Origin of the sequence: Pseudomonas sp. CFBP13508, assembly GCF_005233515.1 — a bacterium.
Classification (GTDB): Bacteria; Pseudomonadota; Gammaproteobacteria; order Pseudomonadales; family Pseudomonadaceae; genus Aquipseudomonas; species Aquipseudomonas mercuritolerans.
Genome location: NZ_QFZZ01000002.1, coordinates 363,789 through 386,290, shown reverse-complemented (window position 1 = coordinate 386,290; position 22,502 = coordinate 363,789). Strand labels below are relative to the sequence as shown.

The window sequence follows — 22,502 nt, the reverse complement described above, 5'->3', positions numbered from 1 at the left end:
TGCAGCGCAAGCACCAGACTTGCAATGCATAACAACAAGAAAGGTACATTTCGAATGAATGCGATTTCTCGCCTCGCTACTGTCATTTCTGTCGCCTCCCTGTTCCCGCTCGCAATCCTGCCGCTCAGTGTCTCCGCTGCCGATTCCAAAGGTTCGGTCGAAGTCGTGCACTGGTGGACCTCCGGTGGCGAAAAAGCCGCTGTCGATGTGCTCAAGGCCCAAGTCGAAAAAGACGGTTTCACCTGGAAAGACGGCGCTGTCGCCGGTGGTGGCGGTGCGACTGCCATGACCGTGCTGAAAAGCCGTGCCGTTGCCGGCAACCCGCCAGGCGTTGCCCAGATCAAAGGCCCGGACATCCAGGAATGGGCGTCGACCGGCCTGCTCGACACCGACGTTTTGAAAGACGTCGCCAAGTCGGAAAAGTGGGACAGTCTGCTCGACAAGAAAGTCTCCGATACCGTGAAGTACGACGGTGATTACGTGGCCGTGCCGGTGAACATTCACCGCGTGAACTGGCTGTGGATCAACCCGGAAGTCTTCAAGAAAGCCGGCATCACCAAGAATCCAACCACCCTCGAAGAGTTCTACGCAGCCGGCGACAAGCTGAAAGCGGCGGGCTTCATTCCGCTCGCCCACGGCGGTCAGCCTTGGCAGGACAGCACTGTGTTCGAAGCCGTGGTGCTCTCGGTCATGGGCGTGGATGGCTACAAGAAAGCCCTGGTCGATCTCGACAACAAAGCGCTGACCGGCCCGGAAATGGTCAAGGCGCTCACTGAGCTGAAGAAAGTCGCGACCTACATGGACGCTGACGGCAAAGGCCAGGACTGGAACCTCGAAGCGGCCAAGGTGATCAACGGCAAGGCCGGCATGCAGATCATGGGTGACTGGGCCAAGTCCGAATGGACCGCCGCCAAGAAAGTCGCCGGCAAGGACTACGAGTGCGTAGCGTTCCCGGGCACCGACAAGGCGTTCACCTACAACATCGACTCGCTGGCCGTGTTCAAGCAGAAGGACGCAGGCACTGCGGCCGGTCAGCAGGACATCGCCAAAGTCGTGCTGGGTGAGAACTTCCAGAAAGTCTTCAGCATCAACAAAGGCTCGATCCCGGTGCGCAACGACATGTTGAACAACATGGACAAGCTCGGCTTCGATTCCTGCGCGCAGACCGCTGCCAAGGACTTCCTCGCGGACGCCAAGTCCGGCGGCCTGCAACCGAGCATGGCGCACAACATGGCGACCACGCTGGCCGTGCAGGGCGCGTTCTTTGACGTAGTCACCAACTACATCAACGACCCGAAAGCCGACCCGGCCGATGCGGCGAAGAAACTCGGCGCGGCGGTTCAGTCAGCTAAATAAGCCGTAGCTGCAAGCGGCAAGCTGCAAGCTGCAAGTTAGAGCACTGCTCTGCTCAGCTTGTAGCTTGAAGCTTGAAGCTGTTTTTATCTTTTTTTGTGGATTTCCCCATGAGTTCTGTTGCTGTGTTCAGCAAGGCCTCGCCGTTCGATGCATTGCAGCGCTGGCTACCGAAACTGGTGCTGGCGCCGAGCATGTTCATCGTGCTGGTGGGCTTCTATGGCTACATCCTGTGGACGTTCATTCTGTCGTTCACCACCTCGACCTTCCTGCCCAACTACAAGTGGGCCGGTCTGGCGCAATACGCGCGGTTGTTCGACAACGATCGCTGGTGGGTGGCGAGCAAGAACCTCGCCGTGTTCGGCGGCATGTTCATCGGCATTACCCTGGTGATCGGCGTGTTGCTGGCGGTGTTCCTCGACCAGCGCATCCGTCGCGAAGGCTTTATCCGCACCATTTACCTGTACCCGATGGCGCTCTCGATGATCGTCACTGGTACCGCGTGGAAATGGCTGCTCAATCCGGGCATGGGCCTGGACAAATTGTTGCGTGACTGGGGCTGGGAAGGCTTCCGTCTGGACTGGCTGATCGACCCTGATCGCGTGGTCTACTGCCTGGTGATCGCCGCTGTGTGGCAAGCCTCGGGCTTCATCATGGCGATGTTCCTCGCCGGCCTGCGTGGCGTCGACCAATCGATCATCCGTGCCGCCCAGATCGACGGCGCGAGCATGCCGCGCATCTACTGGAAAGTCGTGCTGCCAAGCCTGCGTCCGGTGTTCTTCAGTGCGGTGATGATCCTCGCGCACATCGCGATCAAGAGCTTCGACCTCGTTGCGGCAATGACCGCCGGCGGCCCGGGTTATTCCTCCGACCTGCCAGCGATGTTCATGTATTCCTTCACCTTCAGTCGCGGCCAGATGGGCATGGGCTCGGCCAGTGCGATTCTGATGCTCGGTGCGATCCTCGCGATCATCGTGCCTTACCTGTACTCCGAGCTGAGGACCAAGCGTCATGACTAGTCTTGCTGCCAAACCTGCGATCAGCTTCAGTCGCATCGCGATCTACGCGGTGCTGATCCTTGCGGTGTTCCTCTATCTGGTGCCGTTGGTGGTGATGTTGCTGACCAGCTTCAAGACCCCGGAAGACATCAGCACCGGCAACCTGCTGAGCTGGCCGACCGTGGTCAGCGGCATTGGCTGGGTCAAGGCCTGGGCCACGGTTGACGGCTACTTCTGGAACTCGATCAAGATCACCGTACCGGCGGTAATCATCTCCACCGCCATCGGTGCGTTGAACGGTTACGTGCTGTCGATGTGGCGCTTCCGTGGTTCGCAATTGTTCTTCGGTCTGCTGCTGTTCGGCTGCTTCCTGCCGTTCCAGACCGTGCTGCTGCCGGCCTCGTTCACCCTCGGCAAGATGGGCCTGGCGAGCACCACCACCGGCCTGGTCTTCGTCCACGTGGTCTACGGTCTGGCGTTCACCACGCTTTTTTTCCGCAACTACTACGTGAGCATCCCCGATGCGCTGGTCAAGGCTGCGCGGCTGGATGGCGCGGGGTTCTTCACGATTTTCCGCCGCATCATCCTGCCGATGTCGACGCCGATCATCATGGTCTGCCTGATCTGGCAGTTCACCCAGATCTGGAACGACTTCCTGTTCGGTGTGGTGTTCTCCAGCGGTGATTCGCAACCGATCACCGTGGCGCTGAACAACCTGGTCAACACCAGCACCGGCGCCAAGGAATACAACGTGGATATGGCAGCGGCGATGATCGCCGGCCTGCCGACCCTGCTGGTCTATGTGGTCGCAGGCAAGTATTTCGTGCGCGGGCTGACGGCCGGCGCGGTCAAGGGGTAATCATGGCTACGCTTGAACTTCGCAACGTAAACAAGACCTACGGGGCCGGCCTGCCGGACACCCTGAAGAACATCGAACTGTCGATCAAGGACGGTGAATTCCTGATCCTCGTCGGCCCGTCGGGCTGCGGCAAATCGACCCTGATGAACTGCATCGCCGGTCTGGAAACCATCACCGGCGGCGCGATCATGATCGGTGATCAGGACGTCAGCGGCATGAGCCCCAAGGATCGCGACATCGCCATGGTGTTCCAGTCCTACGCGCTGTACCCGACCATGAGCGTGCGCGAGAACATCGAGTTCGGCCTGAAGATCCGCAAGATGCCGCAGGCAGCGATCGACGAAGAAGTCGCCCGTGTGGCCAAGCTGTTGCAGATCGAACACCTGCTCAATCGCAAGCCGGGCCAGCTCTCCGGTGGTCAGCAACAGCGCGTGGCGATGGGCCGTGCTCTGGCGCGGCGGCCGAAGATCTACCTGTTCGACGAACCGCTGTCGAACCTCGACGCCAAGCTGCGCGTCGAGATGCGCACCGAAATGAAACTGATGCACCAGCGCCTGAAAACCACCACGGTCTACGTGACCCACGACCAGATCGAAGCGATGACTCTGGGCGACAAGGTCGCGGTGATGAAGGACGGCATCATTCAGCAATTCGGTACGCCGAAAGACATCTACAACAACCCGGCCAACCTGTTCGTGGCGAGCTTTATCGGTTCGCCGCCGATGAACTTCATTCCCCTGCGTTTGCAGCGCAAGGACGGTCGTCTGCTGGCGCTGCTCGACAGCGGCCAGGCGCGCTGCGAATTGCCGATGAGCATGCAGGACGCCGGGCTTGAAGATCGCGAAGTGATTCTCGGCCTGCGCCCGGAGCAGATTGTTCTGGCGAATGGCGAGGGCAATGGTCTGCCGAGCATCCGCGCCGAAGTGCAGGTCACTGAACCGACCGGTCCGGACACCCTGGTGTTCGTCAACTTGAACGACACCAAGGTCTGCTGCCGACTGGCGCCGGACGTGGCACCGCAGGTAGGCGAAAGCCTGACGCTGCAGTTCGATCCATCGAAAGTGTTGTTGTTCGATGCCAATACCGGCGAGCGTCTGGGCGTTGCGGGCCAGGTGCAGACAGAGACCCGGTCGGCGAATGTGGCGCAATTCAAAGGCCGCTGAAGTACAAAATGTGGGAGCGAGCCTGCTCGCGAAAGCGGTCTGACATCCAGCATTGATGTCGCCTGTTCCACCGCATTCGCGAGCAGGCTCGCTCCCACAGGGGGCAAGCAGTGCCCGGCCTGTCGAGCACTGCACTTTATGTAAACCGCGTTAGATAAAAACAGTTAATAACAATAAAGACGAGGATGTAGGGATGAAAAAGAAACACGTCAATGCCCGGTTGATCTGCCAGGTTTCTGCGGCAGCTGCACTGGTGCTGGCCGGTAATGCGATGGCGGCGGATGCCTTCAGCTCCGACTCCAAATGGATGACCGGCGACTGGGGCGGCGAGCGCACCAAGCTGATCGAGCAGGGTATCGACATCAAGGCCGACTACGTTGGCGAGATGGGCGCCAACCTGAACGGCGGCTACAACGACGACAAGACTGCGCGTTACGCTGACCAGTTCGGTCTGGGCGTGGCCCTTGACCTGCAGAAGCTGTGGGGCTGGGACAACACCCAAGCGAAGATCCAGCTGACCAATCGTAACGGCTACAACATCTCCAACGACCGCGTTGGCGATCCGCGTGCCGGCACCCTCAGCTCCTCGCAGGAAGTCTACGGCCGTGGCCACATGGTGCGTCTGACCCAACTGTGGATTCAGCACCAGTTCTTCGACAACAAGCTCGACGTCAAGGCCGGTTACTTCGGCGAAGGCGAAGATTTCAACACCTTCCCGTGCGACTTTCAGAACCTGGCGTTCTGCGGTTCGCAAGTGGGTAACTGGGCGACCAACATCTGGTACAACTGGCCAGTCAGCCAGGCTGCGATCCGTGTGAAGTACAACATCAACGACGAGCTCTACGCGCAAATCGGTGCGTACAACCAGAACCCGTCGCAGCTGGAACACGGCAACGGCTTCAAGCTCAGCGGCAGTGGCACCAAGGGTACCGTGCTGCCGGTTGAGTTGGTCTGGTCGCCGAAGGTCAACAGCCTGCCGGGCGAATACCGCGTCGGTTACTACAAGAGCACGGCGGATGCCGACGACGTTCGCGAAGACGTCAACGGTCTCGATGCGGCAACGACCGGTGATGACTACAAGTCGCACAACAGCAAAAGCGGTTACTGGTTCGTTGCGCAACAGCAACTCACCAGCCACAACGGTGATGCGACTCGCGGTCTGAACATCGCTGCCAACGCGACTTTCCACGACAAGGACACCAACTTCATCGACAACTACCAGTCGGTGATGTTTGTCTACAAAGGCCCGTTCGATGCGCGTCCGAAGGATGACATCGGTATCGGCGCGGCGCGTATCCACGTCAACAAGGACGTCAAGCGCAACGCTGAACTGCTGAACGCTGCGAACGGTGTGTCCGACTACGACAACGCCGCGTTCTCGCCGATTCGTGAAACCGAATACAACTACGAACTCAACTACGGCATCCATGTCACCAACTGGCTGACCGTGCGTCCCAACCTGCAATACATCACCCATCCGGGCGGTGTGGATGAAGTCGATAACGCTTTGGTCGCTGGCCTGAAAATTCAGTCAACGTTCTGACGCGTCTGCGATAAGCTCCTCTCTATGTGCGCATTTTGCGGACAGCCAAGGCTGTCCGCTTTTTTTTGTGACACAGGTCAGATGTGATGCTTGATGATTTTTTGTGGCTGGAGAGTTTTTTGTGGCGAGGGGATTTATCCCCGCTGGGCTGCGAAGCGGCCCCAAATCCTATAAGCACAATCTGGCTGATACACCTCGGTGAATGGTTTCCAGGGCCGCTTCGCGACCCAGCGGGGATAAATCCCCTCGCCACAAAGTGCTATGCAAGGCTTTTGGATTGATAAGTACCCCCATGATCTTCAGGACCGTAGCCAATGCATGAGCATCCGCTGCAACGCTTCTTCAAGTCCCTGCGCGAGCGACCGGTGTTCGCCTGGGAGCGCTATCAGATGCGCGACGTGCTGGTGATCGATCATCCGCTGTGTCAGGCGGTGTTCAGTCGCCAGGGCGCGCAGTTGCTGCACTTTCAACCGCGCGGGCAAAAGCCGTGGTTGTGGTGCGCGGCGAAGTGGCCGCATGTCGGCGCGATTCGCGGTGGCGTGCCGGTGTGCTGGCCGTGGTATGGCCGTCATCCGAGCGAAAACGCGTGGCCGTCGCACGGTTGGGCGCGATTGCTCGACTGGAAACTGCTCGACAGCAGCAGCGCCGAGGATGGCGTGCGTCTGCACTGGCAATTGCAGCTGTGCGATTGGCAGGTCGACCTGCACGCGCATCTGGGCGAACGCATGGAGTTACGCCTGAGCACCGAGCATCAGGACGACATGCCGTGCCAGTTGAGCCAGGCTTTGCACGCTTACTGGCGTATTGGCGATGTCGGTGAGATAGCGCTGTCTGGGCTCGAAGGCGCACAGGGTTATGACCAGTTGAACCGTCAGATTTGTCAGCAGGAAGGTGAGTTGCGCGTTGATGGCGGGTGTCAGCGGGTGTTCCAGCATGACGGCGAATTACAGCTCAAGGATCACGCTTGGCAGCGCGAGTTGTGCATCGATACCGGTGACAGCGGCGACACTGTCGTCTGGCATCCCGGCGCGCGGCCGTTGCTGGGGGTGAGTTGGGACGAGATTTCCGAATTCGTCTGTGTGGAGGCAGCGGCGGGCGGCACGGACAGCCTGCACTTGGCGCCGGGGGAGAAGGCGCATTTGAGTTTGCAGGCGTGGGCGGCTGCTTGAGTGTGTCAGCCACATCGTAGCCCCTCACCCTAGCCCTCTCCCGGGGGAGAGGGGACCGAATGGGGGATATTCGAGAGATTCGCCGACCTGAATGAATGTCGGTGAATCCATAATCGACTCAGTGTTTCAGGTCGATGTTCCGCGCAAGACACCTCGGTCGGCCCCCTCTCCCTCTGGGAGAGGGCTGGGGTGAGGGGCTTTTGATCTTTAGTTGAACTCGTCACCCACTGGATACCGGCTGGCATTCAAACTCTCTTTGATCTTGCGCAAATGCGGCTGGAAATCCACGCCACGGCGCAAGGTCATCCCCGTCGCCAGCACATCCAGCACGGTCAACTGAATGATCCGCGACGTCATCGGCATGTAAATGTCGGTGTCTTCCGGCAACGGAATGTTCAGGCTCAAAGTACTGGCCTTGGCCAGCGGCGAATTCTCCGCCGTCAGGCCCAAAACCGAAGCGCCGTTCTCCCGGGCGATCCGCGCCACTTCCACCAGCTCGCGGGTACGTCCGGTGTAGGAAATGATCACAAACAGCTCGCCGGTATGCGCCACCGAGGCAATCATCCGCTGCATCAGCACATCGGCATGCGCGGTGACCGCGAGGTTGAAGCGGAAGAACTTGTGCTGCGCATCCAGCGCAACCGGGGCTGAAGCGCCGAGGCCGAAAAAATGGATCTGCCGCGCCTGGATCAACAGGTCGACGGCGCGGCTGATCAGGTTCGGGTCCAGCGCCTGGCAAGCGCTGTCCAGGGAGGCGATGGCGCTGCCGAAAATCTTCTGCGTGTACGCCTCGGGATTGTCGTCAGCCTCGACCGCGCGGCTGACATACGCCGCACCACTGGCCAGGCTCTGGGCCAATTGCAGCTTGAGTTCGGGATAACCGCTGACACCGAACGAGCGGCAGAAACGGTTGACCGTCGGTTCGCTCACCGAGGCGGCCTGGGCGAGGGCGGCGATGCTGAAGCGGGTGGCCTGCTGCGGATTGAGCAGGATCACCTCGGCGACCTTACGTTCGGCCTTGTTCAGCTCTTCAAGGCGACTCTGGATCTGTTCCAGTAAATTTCGCACGCGGTCCATATGGAATTCCTGATTCACCGACGCAGAGTTGCGTCGGGCTATGCAAATTGGGCCTTTGATATGGCCCGTGACGGTGGCCTATCCTACTGATGCGTCCGGGCGACCACCACTCGGATTGAGTATTCTGCGAAAATGTTGTGGTTATTACTACATTTTCCCTTGAGTGATGCCTTGAAAAAAGGTATTTGTAGCTTAACTTGATAAAAGAACAAACATCATGCCTTCCATTACGGTTGAACCGTGCACCTTTGCCTTGTTCGGCGCGCTTGGCGATCTGGCCCTGCGCAAGCTGTTTCCTGCCCTGTATCACCTTGACGGTGCCGACCTGCTGCACGAGGACACGCGCATCATCGCGCTGGCCCGTGAGCCCGGCAGCGAGCAGCAGCACATGGCGTTCATCGCCGCCGAATTGCGCCGTTACGTCGGCAAAGAGCTGAACGAAACCGTAGCCGAGCGCTTTCTCGCGCGCCTGACCTATCTGCACGTCGACTTCCTCAAGGCTGAGGATTACGTGGCGCTGGCGGAACTGGCCGGCAGCAGCCAGCGCATGATTGCCTACTTCGCCACCCCGGCGGCGGTGTACGGCGCAATCTGCGAGAACCTCGAGAAAGTCGGTCTGGCCGAAAACACTCGGGTGGTGCTGGAAAAGCCGATCGGCTCTGACCTGGAGTCGTCGCGCAAGGTCAACGACGCAGTAGCGCAGTTCTTCCCGGAAGACCGCACCTACCGTATCGACCACTATCTGGGCAAAGAGACCGTTCAGAACCTGATCGCCCTGCGTTTCGCCAACAGCCTGTTCGAAACCCAGTGGAACCAGAATTACATCTCCCACGTGGAAATCACCGTGGCCGAGAAGGTCGGCATCGAAGGCCGTTGGGGCTATTTCGACAAGGCCGGCCAGCTGCGCGACATGATCCAGAATCACCTGTTGCAGCTGCTCTGCCTGATCGCCATGGACCCGCCGGCCGACCTGTCCGCCGACAGCATCCGTGACGAGAAGGTGAAAGTGCTCAAGGCGCTCGCGCCGATCAGCCCGGAAGGCCTGACCACTCAGGTCGTGCGCGGCCAGTACATCGCCGGCCACAGCGAGGGGAAATCCGTTCCGGGTTACCTCGAAGAACCGAATTCCAACACCCAGAGCGACACCGAAACCTTCGTCGCCCTGCGTGCCGACATCCGCAACTGGCGCTGGGCCGGCGTGCCGTTCTACCTGCGTACTGGCAAGCGCATGCCGCAGAAGCTGTCGCAGATCGTTATCCACTTCAAGGAACCGTCGCACTACATTTTCGCCCCGGAGCAGCGTCTGCAGATCAGCAACAAACTGATCATCCGCCTGCAACCGGACGAAGGCATTTCCTTGCGCGTGATGACCAAGGAGCAAGGCCTGGACAAGGGCATGCAACTGCGCAGCGGGCCGCTGCAACTGAATTTCTCCGACACCTGGCGTAGCGCGCGGATCCCCGATGCCTACGAGCGGTTGTTGCTGGAAGTGATGAACGGCAATCAGAACCTGTTTGTCCGTAAAGATGAAATCGAAGCCGCGTGGAAGTGGTGTGACCAGCTGATCGCCGGGTGGAAGAAATCCGGTGACGCGCCCAAGCCGTATGCGGCCGGGTCGTGGGGGCCGATGAGCTCCATTGCTTTGATCACGCGGGACGGGAGGTCGTGGTATGGCGATATCTGATGTGCAACTGCCGACGGGCGTGACTGCCCGCGAATTCACCAGCCCGGTGCTGCTCGCCGAAGGCCTGGCGCTGAACGTTGCCAAGCAACTGAGCGACGCCATTGCGGCACGCGGCAACGCGGTGCTGGTGGTGTCTGGCGGGCGCAGCCCGGTCGCGTTCTTCCAGCACCTGGCCAAGCAGGAGCTGGACTGGTCGAAGGTCGTTGTGACCCTGGCCGACGAGCGTTGGGTGCCGGTGGAACATGCCGACAGCAATGCCGGCCTGCTCAAGCAGTATCTGCTCAAAGGCCCGGCAGCCAAGGCGCAGTTCCTCAGCCTCTACAGCGCGGCGGCCAACGTCGAGCAGGCTGCGGAACAGGCTGATCGCTTGCTTGCCGAATTGCCGCCGATTGATGTGCTGGTGCTGGGCATGGGCGATGACGGCCACACCGCGTCGCTGTTCCCCGACAGCCCGAACCTCGCCGAAGCGCTGCAAGCCGATGGCACGCGCCGTTGCTGGCCGATGCTGGCGCCGAGCGTGCCACGTCAGCGCCTGACCATGAGCCGTGCGCTGCTGGCCTCGGCCAAGCACAAGATTCTGTCGATTTCCGGTCAATCGAAACTGACCACCCTGAATGCCGCGCTGGCATCCGATGACGTAGCGGCCATGCCGGTGCGCGCGTTTCTGCAACCTACGTTAGAGATTTACTGGTGCCCATGAGCCAAGGAACAGCCGCTATGACAACCCCATCCCCGACCGTTTCCATGGCGGACAAAGTTGCCCTGATCGACAGTCTCTGCGCCAAGGCGCGGATCCTGCCGGTAATCACCATCGCCCGCGAACAGGACGTGCTGCCACTGGCCGACGCCCTCGCCGCCGGTGGCCTGACCGCGCTGGAAGTGACCCTGCGTTCGCAGTTCGGCCTCAAGGCCATTCAGATCCTGCGCGAACAGCGCCCGGAACTGATGACCGGTGCCGGCACCGTGCTCGACCGCAACATGCTCGCAGCGGCGGAAGCGGCCGGCTCGCAATTCATCGTCACCCCGGGCATCACCCGCGACCTGCTCGAAGCCAGCGTCGACAGCCCGATTCCGCTGTTGCCGGGCATCAGCAATGCCTCGGGGATCATGGAAGGCTACGGTCTGGGCTATCGCCGCTTCAAGCTGTTCCCGGCGGAAGTCAGCGGTGGCGTGGCGGCAATCAAGGCGCTCGGCGGCCCGTTCGGCGAAGTGAAATTCTGCCCGACTGGCGGCGTCGGCCCGGCCAATATCAAGAGCTACATGGCGCTGAAAAACGTCATGTGCGTGGGCGGTAGCTGGATGCTTGATCCGGAGTGGATCAAGAACGGCGACTGGGCCCGCATTCAGGAATGCACCGCCGAGGCCCTGGCGTTGCTGGACTGATTGTCACCCGACACCTCGTTGTGTGCTTTACGGCTTTATGGTGCGCTTGGTCGGCGCACCTTTTTTTTGCGCTGAAAAAAGTGCCGGTACATGTCGCGATACATAGTTACTGCACGCTGTCTTTTTCACGGAGTTAACCTGCGTTCATCTTATGGAAGAGAGAACGCCTCATGGACGACTTTCAGTCTCTGACCCTTGCGCCACAATCCCCTTATCAACCGAAGCAACTTCCCCTCGACCGCCCTGATCGGCCCGCAGCCGAATCCCATGTGCGCAATATCAGCCAGGGCGTCGAAGGCCTGCCGCTGATCCTGCGTCTTTCGCTGGTCGATGCGATGACCAGCGAGCCGGTTATCGGCGCGCTGGTGCTCATTCGGCAGACGATTGATACCGACACCAGCCTGTGCGGCATTCAATCGACCGACAGCCATGGCATCGTCCGTTTCACCAGTGTCTATCCGGATCGAGCGGTGCACGGCGCTGCTTGCCTGAAGCTGAGCGTATTCATTCCCGGCGACGAAGCAGGAGCGCAAGCTCACCACGAGGCCTGGGCCGGCACCTTGCATTTGCCCGGCCACTGCGGCTGTGAAGCTGCCGCCGAGGACGCCATGCAGTTGGTATTGCAGCCGATCGCCGGCGCCGATCTTGAAGACGGTGCCTTCGCTTGCCAGACCCTCGGCATCGACACGTTCGCCGTGTCGTCGCAGTTGGGTCTTGAAGGCTACGAAAAAAACTCCGGAGCGCCGTTCTAGCGCAGCTGGTTCAATGCGTGGACCAACTGCTCCATCTCGCCAGCCGTGGTGGTCAGCCCCGGTGTGATGCGAATGCATGGCCCGCACGCGGCGCCGGTGCGCACCACGGTGAACAGGTTGAATTCGCTGAGCAGACGCTCGGCCATGGCCTGCTGATCGGCATGCCGGGTGAAGCGCATAGCGGTGATCCCGCAATACAGTTGCGGATCGTCCGGCGTCAGTACCTCGATGCCTGGCAGATGCCGCACGGCGTTGACCCACAGGTTGCGCAGGTAATTCAGACGTGGGCTTTTGGCTGCGGCGCCACCGAGGGCGTCGTGCTCTTCGAACACCAGCGGCAAGGTCATCAGCGCCGGGATGTTCGGCGTGCTGTACGAGGTGCGCGCGCGAATATCGGTGACCGGGTAATGCATCTCGCCCATGTCCGGATCAATGTCGGCCAGACGCTGCGGGGCGATATAAATGAAGCCGAGGGTCAGCGGCGCGCCGATCCATTTGTGCAGATTGTAACCGGCGAAGGCGATGCCCAGCGCTTGCAGGTCAAATTCAATCTGGCCGAGGGCGTGGGCACCGTCGAGGATGATGTCTACGCCGTGCTCTTTGGCCAGCGCGGCGATGGCTTGTACCGGCATGACCAGGCCGGTGCGATGGGTGACATGGGTCAGCGCCATCAGTTTAAGTTTCGGGTGGCGGGTGAAAGCTTCGCGGTAGCTTTCCAGCAGGCTGTCGAAACTGGCCGGGTGGCGGTGGGATATTTCGATAACCTCAACGCCACGGTGTTTCGCCAGCCAGCGCATGGCGCCCTTGACCGTGTCGTACTCGAGGTCGCAGATCAGCACCTGATCGCCCGGTTGCAGGCGATTGTAATTGCGGATCAGCGATTGCAGGCCTTCGGTGGCATTGCGCGTCAGCGCCACGCTTTGCGCGCGTACGCCAATCAGTTCTGCCAGTTGCGCGCGGATTTCGAGGTTGCCGTGCTGCTCGAAGCGTTGCCGCGCATAAACCGAGTTGCTGGTGTTGATCAGCTCGATGTTGCGCTGGTACTCCTCGATCACCGTGCGCGACATGCGCCCGAAGTAACCGTTTTCCAGATTGACCGGGCCGGGCTGCACATCGTATCGGTCGGCAAAGGTTTGCCAGAAGGCTTCGTCACGGGCGCGGCGGGTGTTGTCAGGCATGGTCGACAAGGCTCAAGAGAGGAGGGCGCGTCAGTGGCGCGGGGCGGGTTTGCCATGTTTGGCGCGTAGCGGCTCGAGCAGGTCGGACAAGCCGTTGTGGTCGATCTCCTGCATCAACGCCAACAGGCCACCGAGTTCGCCGTGGGGAAAACCTTCGCGGGCGAACCAGTTCAGATAGGGGCCAGGCAAGTCGGCAATGATCCGCCCTTTGTATTTGCCGAAGGGCATCTCGCGGGTGATCAACAGTTCGAGTTTTTCCGGATTCATCAGCACGCTTCATCGATTCACATAACAGCCTGGAAAATACAGGCATTCTGCATGCAGGCCAAATGACAGATCATGCAAAAAACCAGCATACAGATGGTTCAATCTTTCTTAAGTCACTGAAAACAAAGATATTTCTACCTGAAGCGAAGCTGGCACGCACGCTGCAATATCCCTTGCATCTTCAACCCATCGCAAGGAATTGAAAAATGACCGACATGAATAAAGAAGCCATTTCTGTACTCAACGACCTGATTGAAACCTGCAAGGACGGTCAGGAAGGGTTCAAGACTTGCGCCGAAGACATTAAGCACCCAGAACTGAAAACCCTGTTCGTGCAGCGCTCCGCCGATTGCGCCACCGCAGCAGCCGAGCTGCAGGCTCAGGTACGTTCGCTGGGCGGTGATCCGGAAACTTCGACCAGCGTCGCCGGTGATCTGCACCGTCGCTGGGTCGACGTGAAATCCATGTTCACCGGTAAAGATGAAGAGGCTGTGCTGAACGAAGCCGAGCGCGGTGAAGACCATGCGCTGAAGGCTTATCGTGAAGCGATCGAGAAGATCAACAAGCACAATCTGGTGGGCATCAAGGATCTGGTTGAGCGTCAGTACCACGGCGTACAACGCAACCACGACCAGGTGAAAGCCCTGCGCAACCAGGCTCGTGCCAACTCGTAAGAGTTAGTCGGCTGATAAAAAACGCCAGCTCGTCTGGCGTTTTTTTGTGCCCGCAGGAAAAGCCCCTCACCCTAGCCCTCTCCCGGAGGGAGAGGGGACTGACCGAGGTGAATGCCGGAGTTACGCCGACTTGAGCGATCTGAGTTGAACTCTGGTTCTGGAAGGTCTTGAAGATCGCCCGCGCCGAGCGCAGGATTTGAATCCGATGCAGATCAGCTCCCTTTCCTCCTCGCCCCCTTGGGGGAGAGGGTTGGGGTGAGGGGGCAGCAATCTACCTGACACCCTAAAATCCATCAGCCGATACTGATCGCCGGCAATGTCGGCAACGTTACCGTCTGCTGTTTACGCGGCGCGAGAATCTCCGCCTCGCCATCCACCACCAACTCATCACGCTGATTGAACACGCGAGTGGCAATACGCACGCGGAATTTCGGTAGTTTCTCCAGAATTTCCAGGCGCACCGTCAGCGTGTCGCCGATCTTCACAGGCTTCTGAAAGCTCATCTGCTGGCCGATATAAATGGTGCCCGGCCCAGGCAATTCACAGGCCACCGCTGCGCTGATCAGCGCACCGCTGAACATGCCGTGGGCGATGCGTTCCTTGAACATGCTGGCGGCGGCAAACTCGGCGTCCAGGTGCACCGGGTTGTGGTCGCCCGACATCGCGGCGAACAGCTGAATGTCGCGCTCTTCGACAGTCTTGCTGTAGCTGGCGGTCTGGCCGACTTCAAGGGCTTCGTAAGGGATGTTGGTAACCTGGGTCATCGGTTTCGATTCCTGTGACGGATTTCAGTGAATCCACAAAAAATTATTCGCTACGCTGCGGGCGCCGATGGCTCAGGGCCTGGTCGATCCAGGCGAGCACATCGGTAGTCACTTCGTCGCGATTGCTTTCATTGAACAATTCGTGCCGGGCCTGCGGGTAGATCTTCAGTTGCAGATGCTGGCTGCCGGCCCTGCGCAAGGCATTGGCCAGATCTGTCAGACGCTTGCCCTCGCTCACCGGATCACATTCGCCGCCAATCACCAGCAGTGGCAGGCCCGGATCGATCTGCGCGAGATTGGACGCTTTGCTGATTTGCTGCAAGCCGCCGAGCAGGTCGATCCAGAACTGATTGGTACAGCGAAAGCCACACAACGGGTCGGCGGCGTACTTGTCGACCTCCGCCGGGTCGCGGCTCAGCCAGTCGAAACGGGTGCGCACCGGTTTGAATTTATTGTTGAACGAGCCGAACGACAGCCACTCGATCAACGCACTGCGGCCCTTGCCGCCCTGACGCAGTTTTTCCAGCCGGGCAATCTGCCGCGCAGCGCGATACAGCGCCACTGGCTGGAAATTCGAGCCGCTGAGAATCGCCCCGTGCAGACTGGCGCTGTGATGCAGCAGATAGGCCTGGGCGATGTAGCTGCCCATGCTGTGGCCGAGCAGGATGATCGGCACGCCGGGGTGTTGCTGGCCGATGTGCTGGTTGAGGCTGGCCAGATCGCCGACGACCTTGCACCAGCCATCGTCATCGGCGAAGTGGCCGAGGGTGCCGTTGTCGGCTGTGCGGCCATGGCCGCGCAGATCCGGGGCGTAGACGCCATAGTCTTTGTCGCAAAACGTGTCGGCGAGGCGGGCGTAGCGAGCACTGTGTTCGGCCATGCCATGGGCCAGCAGAACCACCGCTTTCAATGGCGTGGCCGGCAGCCAGCGGTTGACGTACAGGCGGCTGCGGTCATTCGCGTCCAGCCAGAAGGTGTCGTGTGTCATGGCGATTCCTTTGCTCAGCATCGCCACAGTGTATAGCGCGTCTGATCAGCTCACGCCATGGCAGGAAGATTCACGGGATCAATGAGGGCTTGCGTCATATTTGCCTCAATGGCCATAGCTGCTAGTGTCCGTGAAGCTCCGCTTTGTGCTTTTCGCCTTCAATGGACGAAGCAGAAACGACAGAAAGCGGCTCCCGGATCGGCTCAGGTAAAGAGGACAAGAACAATGCAACCTGATTTCTGGAATGACAAGCGCCCAGCCGGCGTACCGCTGGACATCGACATGGGTGAATTCAAGTCGGTCATCGAAGTGTTTGAGCGTTCCTGCAAGAAATTCGCCGACCGCCCGGCGTTCAGCAGCATGGGCATCACCCTGACCTACGCCGAACTCGAACGCCAGAGCGCGGCGTTCGCCGGTTATCTGCAGGCCCATACCGATCTGGTGCCGGGGGATCGCATTGCGGTGCAGATGCCCAACGTTCTGCATTATCCGATTGCCGTGTTCGGCGCGCTGCGCGCCGGGCTGATCGTGGTCAACACCAACCCGCTGTACACACCGCGGGAAATGCGCCACCAGTTCAAGGATTCCGGCGCACGCGCGCTGGTCTACCTGAATCTGTTCGGGCAGAAAGTCCAGGAAGTGTTGCCCGACACCGACATCCAATATTTGATCGAAGCGAAGATGGGCGACCTGATGCCCACCGCCAAAGGCTGGCTGGTCAACACCGTGGTCAGCAAAGTGAAGAAACTGGTTCCCGAGTATTCGCTGCCGCAAGCCACCTCGTTCAAAAGCGCGCTGCGCATGGGCCGCGGTCAGGGTATCAAGCCGCTGAACGTCGGCCTCGACGACATCGCCGTGCTGCAATACACCGGCGGCACCACCGGCCTGGCCAAGGGCGCGATGCTCACCCACGGCAATCTGGTGGCGAACATGCAGCAGGTGCGCGCGTGTCTGGCTCAGCTCGGCCCGGACGGTCAACCTCTGTTGCGCGAAGGCCAAGAGGTGATGATCGCGCCGCTGCCGCTGTACCACATCTATGCCTTCACCGCGAATTGCATGTGCATGATGGTCTCGGGCAACCACAACGTGCTGATCTCCAATCCGCGCGACATTGCCGGCTTCATCAAGGAACTGAAAAACTGGCGCTTCTCGGCGCTGCTGGGTCTGAACACCTTGTTCGTCGCGCTGATGGACCACCCGGATTTCAAGACCCTGGATTTCTCCAGCCTGAAGCTGACCAACTCCGGCGGCACCGCGCTGGTCAAGGCCACCGCCGAGCGCTGGGAGCAGATGACCGGTTGCCGTATCACTGAAGGCTACGGCCTGACCGAAACCTCGCCAGTAGCCTGCACCAACCCTTACGGCGATCAGTCGCGGCTGGGCACTGTCGGCCTGCCGGTGCCGGGCACGCTGGTGAAAATCATCAACGATGACGGCGTTGAGCAGCCACTGGGCGAGCGCGGCGAGCTATGCATCAAAGGCCCGCAGATCATGAAGGGCTACTGGAACAAACCCGAAGCTACCGCCGAAGTGCTGGATGCCGAGGGCTGGTTCAAGTCTGGCGATATCGCCGTGATCGACCCGGACGGTTTCGTGCGCATCGTCGATCGCAAGAAGGACATGATCATCGTCTCCGGCTTCAACGTGTACCCCAACGAAATCGAAGACGTGGTCATGGCCCACCCGAAAGTCGCCAACTGCGCGGTCATCGGCGTGCCGGACGAGCGTTCGGGAGAGGCGGTGAAGCTGTTTGTGGTAGCGCGGGAGAGCGGGGTCAGCCTGGAAGAGCTGAAGGCCTACTGCAAAGAACACTTCACGGCCTACAAGGTGCCGAAACACATCGTGTTGCGTGAGTCGTTGCCGATGACGCCTGTAGGGAAAATTCTGCGGCGCGAGTTGCGGGATATCGCATAAAGGTTACAAGCAAAAGATCGCAGCCTTCGGCAGCTCCTACAGGATACGCATTCCAAATGTAGGAGCTGCCGAAGGCTGCGATCTTTTGCTTTTACACCCCATGACTACGGGGCTTTCACGGTTTAATAGGATTTTTGCTCTAAAATGACCGCTGGCAAGTCTTGAGTCATCAATATGACTGTAGGGCCCACGTTTGGCTCTGGTCGACCCTTGGCAAAGCTGCTACTCTCGGCGCGCTTTGTGACTTCTCGGCCTGTAAAACGCCGGATTCACCAATACAAAACACACACCAATAATAATCGCATCAAATGCGGTGAAGAATTCGCGTTGCTGAGGAGTGGGCTTCCATGATCGAAGACTTTTGGAAGGATAAGTACCCGGCTGGAATCGCAGCCGAGATCAATCCAGACGAGTATCCGAACATTCAGGCAGTGTTGAAGCAATCCTGCCAACGCTTCGCCAACAAACCGGCTTTCAGCAACCTGGGCAAGACAATCACCTACGGTGAGCTGTACGAGCTGTCCGGTGCCTTTGCCGCGTATCTGCAACAGCATACCGACTTGCAGCCCGGTGATCGAATCGCCGTGCAACTGCCCAACGTCCTGCAGTATCCGGTCGCGGTCTTCGGTGCCATTCGCGCCGGGCTGATCGTGGTCAACACCAACCCGTTGTACACCGCGCGGGAAATGGAACACCAATTCAACGACTCCGGCGCCAAAGCCCTGGTGTGCCTGGCGAACATGGCGCACCTGGCCGAAGCCGTGGTGCCGAAGACTGGCGTCAAGCATGTCATCGTCACCGAAGTCGCCGACCTGCTGCCGCCGATCAAGCGCCTGCTGATCAACAGCGTCATCAAGTACGTGAAGAAAATGGTCCCGGCCTATCACTTGCCCAAAGCCATCAAATTCAACGACGTCCTGAGCAAGGGCCACGGCCAGCCAGTGGCCGAAGCCAATCCGGACAGCGGCGATGTCGCGGTGCTGCAATACACCGGCGGTACCACCGGCGTGGCCAAGGGTGCGATGCTGACGCACCGCAACCTGGTCGCCAACATGCTGCAATGCAAGGCGCTGATGGGCTCCAACCTCAACGAAGGCTGCGAGATCCTGATCACGCCGCTGCCGCTGTATCACATCTATGCGTTCACCTTTCATTGCATGGCGATGATGCTGATCGGCAACCACAACATCCTGATCAGCAACCCGCGCGACCTGCCGGCGATGGTCAAGGAGCTGTCGAAGTGGAAGTTCAGCGGTTTTGTCGGTCTGAACACGCTGTTCGTGGCGCTGTGCAACAACGAAGGTTTCCGCAAACTGGATTTCTCCGCGCTGAAAGTCACCCTGTCCGGCGGCATGGCCCTGCAACTGGCGGCAGCCGAGCGCTGGAAAGCCGTGACCGGTTGCGCCATCTGCGAAGGCTACGGCATGACCGAAACCAGCCCGGTGGCCACGGTCAACCCGATCCAGCACATCCAGATCGGCACCATTGGCATTCCGGTACCGTCGACCCTGTGCAAAGTCATCGACGATGCCGGTGTCGAGCAGCCGCTGGGTGAAATCGGCGAGCTGTGCGTCAAGGGCCCGCAAGTGATGAAGGGTTACTGGCAGCGTCAGGAAGCCACCGATGAAATGCTCGACAGCGACGGCTGGCTGAAAACCGGTGACATCGCGCTGATCCAGCCGGACGGCTACATGCGCATTGTCGATCGCAAGAAGGACATGATTCTGGTGTCTGGCTTCAACGTCTATCCGAACGAACTGGAAGACGTGCTGGCGACTTTGCCGGGCGTATTGCAGTGCGCGGCGATCGGCGTGCCGGACGAGAAGTCGGGTGAGGCGATCAAGATTTTCATCGTCGCCAAACCGGGAGTGACCCTGACCAAAGAACAGGTCATGGACCACATGCGCGCCAACGTTACCGGCTACAAAGTGCCGCGTTCGGTGGAGTTCCGCGATGCGCTGCCGACCACCAACGTCGGCAAGATCCTGCGCCGCGAATTGCGAGATGAAGAACTGAAGAAGATCAAGGCCAAGTCTGCCGCGTAAATAAAAAGCCCCGCAGATGCGGGGCTTTTTGTTGGTGCCGAGTAGGGCTTGAGTCATGCTTCGAGACTGCCCCTCACCCCAGCCCTCTCCCAGAGGGAGAGGGAGCCGATCAGGGATAATTCGGATCTTGAGTTCGGCTGGATATTTCAGGTCGGCATATTCCGCGAGAGCAACTCGGTCAGTCCCCTCTCCCTCTGGGAGAGGGCCAGGGTGAGGGGAACGGGCCGCGCCGCCGATACTACTGGCGAAACGGCGCAAAATTCACATTGGTCCCCGCCGGACGCATGTCCTGCAGATACGAATCCTTGTCCGCACTCAATTCCAGGCTCAGCGCCGCCTTGCGTTTGCCTTCGTTGCGAATCACCAGGCCTTCGAGCTTTTCGCGCAGGAACACCGTCGGCACTTTCAGGTGCAGCAACTCATCGGTGGCCGGGGTGTGCAGCAGCAAGTGAATCCACTCGTACTGACCGATGGCCAAGCGCGACACCGGCAGGTCGAACCACCAGATGTTGCGGTTACGGTTCAGTTCGGCGAAGTGGCAGTTGTTGGTGCCGAGCACGGCGCCGCCCAGTTCCTGGTTGCGACGGGCGATGGCCTGGGTTTTATTGAGCTTCATGACATTCCTGCGAATCGGTGTGCCGGGCTCAGCGCCCGTAGGCTGAGCATTCTCGGGGCAACGCCGGCAAACATAAAGCGCAACCTGCATGCCACGACGAAATGCCGGCAAAATAAATGAAACTCGGCGCAAAGCGCACCGGTCAATCGTTACGTAATGACTTTTCTTCCCTTTATGCTTCACGGAGAAACACCATGAGTAGCACAGGCGATAAAGTAAAAGGCATGGCCAACGAAGCCGTCGGTAACGTCAAGCAAGGCGTCGGCAAAGCTACTGACAACGACAAGCTGCGCGCGGAAGGCAAAGTTCAAGAGAAAAAAGGCGAAGCCCAGCAAGCGGTCGGCAACGCCAAGGACGCTGTGAAAAAAGGCGTCGACAAGGCGTAAGTGAGCCTTGAACGAATCACACGAGCGGCCATCCAAGGATGGCCGTTTTTGTATCAGAACCCTGCGGTCATCCGCCGAAGGATCGCCAAGTAGGCTACCTTGAGGTAAAAAACGGCCCCTGAGTCGCCACGACTTCAACCTTTTGCGGCGCAAGGAGACGCGAATGATATTCCCGGACATGAAAGGTCTGCCCCTGCACCGGGTGATGGTGCGCACGGTCACTGAATTCGTCGATGACGAAATGTCGACCTACGCCTCGGCGCTGGCCTACCAGATGCTGTTCTCGCTCTTCCCGTTCATTCTTTTCCTGATTGCCCTGATCGGTTTCCTGCACCTGCCGGACTTTTTCTCCTGGCTGCGCCTGCAATCTGAACTGGTCCTGCCGCCGCAGGCGCTGGAGCAGGTCAATCCGGTGATCGACCAGTTGCAGCAATCCAAGGGTGGCCTGCTGTCCATCGGTATCGTGATCGCCCTGTACACCGCGTCCGCCGGCGTGCGCCTGATGATGAGCGCGATGAATGCCGCTTACGACGTGGTCGAAGGCCGACCGGTCTGGAAGCGTTTTCCCTTGTCGATCGTCTACACCGTTGGCATTGCCGGCATGCTGCTGATTGCCGCCGCGCTGATGGTGCTCGGGCCGCAGGTGATGGGCTGGATTGCCGCACAAGTGGGGCTGGAAGACTTCATCGTCACGGTGTGGACTATCGCGCGCTGGCCGGTGATCGTGATTCTGATGATGGTCGCGGTAGCGCTGATCTATTACGTGATGCCTGACGTCAAACAGGACTTCCGTTTTATCACCCCAGGTTCGGTGCTGGCCGTGGTGGTGTGGATTCTCGCTTCACTGGGCTTTGCCTTCTACGTAAAAACCTTCGCCAACTACAACGCGATGTATGGCAGCATCGGGGCGATCATCGTGCTGTTGCTGTATTTCTACATTTCCGCCGCGGTGCTGTTGCTCGGCGCAGAAATGAATGCGGTGATCGAGCACATGTCCGCCGAAGGCAAGGACAAGGGCGAAAAAGCCCCTGGCGAGCCCGACGAATCCACCAAACAACACGTCTCCGGCCTGGGCCGCGATCACTCGCTCAAGCCGGACACTGATGAAGCCCGACCATGATTCGTGAAATTCTGAAAATGGGTGATGAGCGCCTGTTGCGCATCGCCGCGCCGGTACCGCCTGAGATGTTCAACAGCGCCGAGCTGTGGCAACTGATCGACGACATGTTCCAGACCATGGAAAGCGTCGGCGGCGTTGGCCTCGCGGCGCCGCAGATCGGCGTCGACCTGCAACTGGTGATCTTCGGCTTCGAACACAGCGAGCGTTACCCGGATGCTGAAGCAGTGCCGCAGACGATCCTGATCAATCCGCTGATCACGCCGTTGAATCCGTTGATGGAAGAGGGCTTCGAAGGCTGTCTGTCGGTGCCGGGCCTGCGCGGTGCGGTGGAGCGCTATCAGCAGATTCGCTACGAAGGCTTTGATCCCAAGGGCGAGCCGATCGTGCGCGTAGCCTCGGGGTTTCATGCGCGAGTGGTGCAGCATGAATGCGATCACCTGATCGGCCGGCTGTACCCGTCACGGATTACCGATTTCAGCAAGTTCGGCTTTACCGAAGTGCTGTTCCCGGACCTTGATCCCAACGCTGACGACTGATTGTCAGAACACCATCAATCCCTGTGGGAGCGA

22 protein-coding genes are annotated in these 22,502 nt (G+C 59.6%); 16 read left to right on the top strand and 6 right to left on the bottom strand.

Annotated elements, in window-relative coordinates; all coding sequences use genetic code 11:
- Positions 1-54: 54 nt before the first annotated feature.
- The 6 genes from PspCFBP13508_RS06290 to PspCFBP13508_RS06265 all read left to right on the top strand — a co-directional run bounded on the left by PspCFBP13508_RS06290 (position 55) and on the right by PspCFBP13508_RS06265 (position 7,085).
- A complete protein-coding gene (locus tag PspCFBP13508_RS06290; RefSeq protein ID WP_024014061.1) occupies positions 55-1,356 on the top strand; it encodes an ABC transporter substrate-binding protein in 1,302 nt (433 codons plus the stop codon).
- Between the two features lie 107 nt (positions 1,357-1,463).
- Positions 1,464-2,372 carry a sugar ABC transporter permease gene (locus PspCFBP13508_RS06285; protein WP_016773533.1) on the top strand — a complete coding sequence of 303 codons (909 nt, stop codon included), beginning with the start codon at positions 1,464-1,466 and terminating at the stop codon, positions 2,370-2,372.
- Complete coding sequence (locus tag PspCFBP13508_RS06280) at positions 2,365-3,210, top strand: carbohydrate ABC transporter permease (protein WP_016773534.1); 846 nt, start codon at positions 2,365-2,367, stop codon at positions 3,208-3,210. The genes PspCFBP13508_RS06285 and PspCFBP13508_RS06280 overlap by 8 nt, the downstream gene beginning before the upstream one ends.
- A gap of 2 nt (positions 3,211-3,212) precedes the next feature.
- Positions 3,213-4,373: a sn-glycerol-3-phosphate ABC transporter ATP-binding protein UgpC gene (gene ugpC / locus PspCFBP13508_RS06275; protein ID WP_073472036.1), complete on the top strand. Its 1,161-nt coding sequence runs from the start codon at positions 3,213-3,215 to the stop codon at positions 4,371-4,373.
- 193 nt (positions 4,374-4,566) lie between these two features.
- The gene (locus PspCFBP13508_RS06270) at positions 4,567-5,916 is read left to right on the top strand and encodes a carbohydrate porin (RefSeq protein ID WP_016773536.1); all 1,350 of its coding nucleotides are present in this window, start codon (positions 4,567-4,569) and stop codon (positions 5,914-5,916) included.
- 314 nt (positions 5,917-6,230) lie between these two features.
- A complete protein-coding gene (locus PspCFBP13508_RS06265) occupies positions 6,231-7,085 on the top strand; it encodes a D-hexose-6-phosphate mutarotase (protein ID WP_137213988.1) in 855 nt (284 codons plus the stop codon).
- 207 nt (positions 7,086-7,292) lie between these two features.
- Here the strand turns inward: PspCFBP13508_RS06265 and PspCFBP13508_RS06260 are convergent, their stop codons facing one another.
- Positions 7,293-8,153, bottom strand: coding sequence for a MurR/RpiR family transcriptional regulator (locus tag PspCFBP13508_RS06260; RefSeq protein ID WP_169842436.1), 861 nt, complete (start codon positions 8,151-8,153; stop codon positions 7,293-7,295).
- 226 nt (positions 8,154-8,379) lie between these two features.
- On the opposite strand from PspCFBP13508_RS06260, the gene zwf reads away from it, so the two are divergent.
- From zwf to PspCFBP13508_RS06240, 4 genes are all read left to right on the top strand, one after another.
- On the top strand, positions 8,380-9,846 hold the full coding sequence (gene zwf / locus PspCFBP13508_RS06255; RefSeq protein WP_016773537.1) for a glucose-6-phosphate dehydrogenase: 1,467 nt from the start codon (positions 8,380-8,382) through the stop codon (positions 9,844-9,846).
- The gene (pgl, locus tag PspCFBP13508_RS06250; RefSeq protein ID WP_137213987.1) at positions 9,833-10,546 is read left to right on the top strand and encodes a 6-phosphogluconolactonase; all 714 of its coding nucleotides are present in this window, start codon (positions 9,833-9,835) and stop codon (positions 10,544-10,546) included. The genes zwf and pgl overlap by 14 nt, the downstream gene beginning before the upstream one ends.
- Before the next feature lie 17 nt (positions 10,547-10,563).
- Positions 10,564-11,229 carry a bifunctional 4-hydroxy-2-oxoglutarate aldolase/2-dehydro-3-deoxy-phosphogluconate aldolase gene (locus tag PspCFBP13508_RS06245; RefSeq protein ID WP_016773539.1) on the top strand — a complete coding sequence of 222 codons (666 nt, stop codon included), beginning with the start codon at positions 10,564-10,566 and terminating at the stop codon, positions 11,227-11,229.
- Positions 11,230-11,399: 170 nt separating this feature from the next.
- The gene (locus PspCFBP13508_RS06240) at positions 11,400-11,981 is read left to right on the top strand and encodes a hypothetical protein (protein WP_137213986.1); all 582 of its coding nucleotides are present in this window, start codon (positions 11,400-11,402) and stop codon (positions 11,979-11,981) included.
- Here PspCFBP13508_RS06240 and PspCFBP13508_RS06235 read toward each other — a convergent pair.
- Entirely contained in the window at positions 11,978-13,159 is a 1,182-nt protein-coding gene (locus tag PspCFBP13508_RS06235) for an aminotransferase class V-fold PLP-dependent enzyme (protein WP_137213985.1), read from the bottom strand. The genes PspCFBP13508_RS06240 and PspCFBP13508_RS06235 overlap by 4 nt on opposite strands.
- A gap of 30 nt (positions 13,160-13,189) precedes the next feature.
- Positions 13,190-13,426, bottom strand: coding sequence for a DUF3820 family protein (locus tag PspCFBP13508_RS06230; RefSeq protein ID WP_003227425.1), 237 nt, complete (start codon positions 13,424-13,426; stop codon positions 13,190-13,192).
- 206 nt (positions 13,427-13,632) lie between these two features.
- On the opposite strand from PspCFBP13508_RS06230, the gene PspCFBP13508_RS06225 reads away from it, so the two are divergent.
- Positions 13,633-14,100, top strand: coding sequence for a PA2169 family four-helix-bundle protein (locus PspCFBP13508_RS06225; RefSeq protein WP_016773542.1), 468 nt, complete (start codon positions 13,633-13,635; stop codon positions 14,098-14,100).
- 293 nt (positions 14,101-14,393) lie between these two features.
- Here the strand turns inward: PspCFBP13508_RS06225 and PspCFBP13508_RS06220 are convergent, their stop codons facing one another.
- Together PspCFBP13508_RS06220 and PspCFBP13508_RS06215 are read right to left on the bottom strand one after the other, a co-directional pair.
- On the bottom strand, positions 14,394-14,864 hold the full coding sequence (locus PspCFBP13508_RS06220) for a MaoC family dehydratase (RefSeq protein WP_003227420.1): 471 nt from the start codon (positions 14,862-14,864) through the stop codon (positions 14,394-14,396).
- A 43-nt stretch (positions 14,865-14,907) separates the two neighbouring features.
- Entirely contained in the window at positions 14,908-15,852 is a 945-nt protein-coding gene (locus tag PspCFBP13508_RS06215) for an alpha/beta hydrolase (protein ID WP_137213984.1), read from the bottom strand.
- Positions 15,853-16,077: 225 nt separating this feature from the next.
- Between PspCFBP13508_RS06215 and fadD2 the strand changes: the two genes are divergently transcribed.
- Together fadD2 and fadD1 are read left to right on the top strand one after the other, a co-directional pair.
- Positions 16,078-17,766 carry a long-chain-fatty-acid--CoA ligase FadD2 gene (gene fadD2 / locus PspCFBP13508_RS06210; RefSeq protein ID WP_137213983.1) on the top strand — a complete coding sequence of 563 codons (1,689 nt, stop codon included), beginning with the start codon at positions 16,078-16,080 and terminating at the stop codon, positions 17,764-17,766.
- A 347-nt stretch (positions 17,767-18,113) separates the two neighbouring features.
- Positions 18,114-19,811: a long-chain-fatty-acid--CoA ligase FadD1 gene (gene fadD1, locus PspCFBP13508_RS06205; RefSeq protein WP_024014053.1), complete on the top strand. Its 1,698-nt coding sequence runs from the start codon at positions 18,114-18,116 to the stop codon at positions 19,809-19,811.
- A 238-nt stretch (positions 19,812-20,049) separates the two neighbouring features.
- Here the strand turns inward: fadD1 and PspCFBP13508_RS06200 are convergent, their stop codons facing one another.
- Positions 20,050-20,427 carry a hypothetical protein gene (locus PspCFBP13508_RS06200; RefSeq protein ID WP_016775519.1) on the bottom strand — a complete coding sequence of 126 codons (378 nt, stop codon included), beginning with the start codon at positions 20,425-20,427 and terminating at the stop codon, positions 20,050-20,052.
- 194 nt (positions 20,428-20,621) lie between these two features.
- On the opposite strand from PspCFBP13508_RS06200, the gene PspCFBP13508_RS06195 reads away from it, so the two are divergent.
- The 3 genes from PspCFBP13508_RS06195 (at position 20,622) to def (ending at position 22,469) form a co-directional block, all read left to right on the top strand.
- Entirely contained in the window at positions 20,622-20,813 is a 192-nt protein-coding gene (locus tag PspCFBP13508_RS06195) for a CsbD family protein (protein WP_042607250.1), read from the top strand.
- 163 nt (positions 20,814-20,976) lie between these two features.
- Positions 20,977-21,933, top strand: coding sequence for a YihY/virulence factor BrkB family protein (locus tag PspCFBP13508_RS06190; protein WP_137213982.1), 957 nt, complete (start codon positions 20,977-20,979; stop codon positions 21,931-21,933).
- Positions 21,930-22,469 (top strand): peptide deformylase, encoded by a 540-nt coding sequence (gene def, locus PspCFBP13508_RS06185; protein ID WP_076563914.1) that lies wholly within the window; start codon positions 21,930-21,932, stop codon positions 22,467-22,469. Before PspCFBP13508_RS06190 ends, def begins: the two co-directional genes overlap by 4 nt.
- Positions 22,470-22,502: the final 33 nt, after the last annotated feature.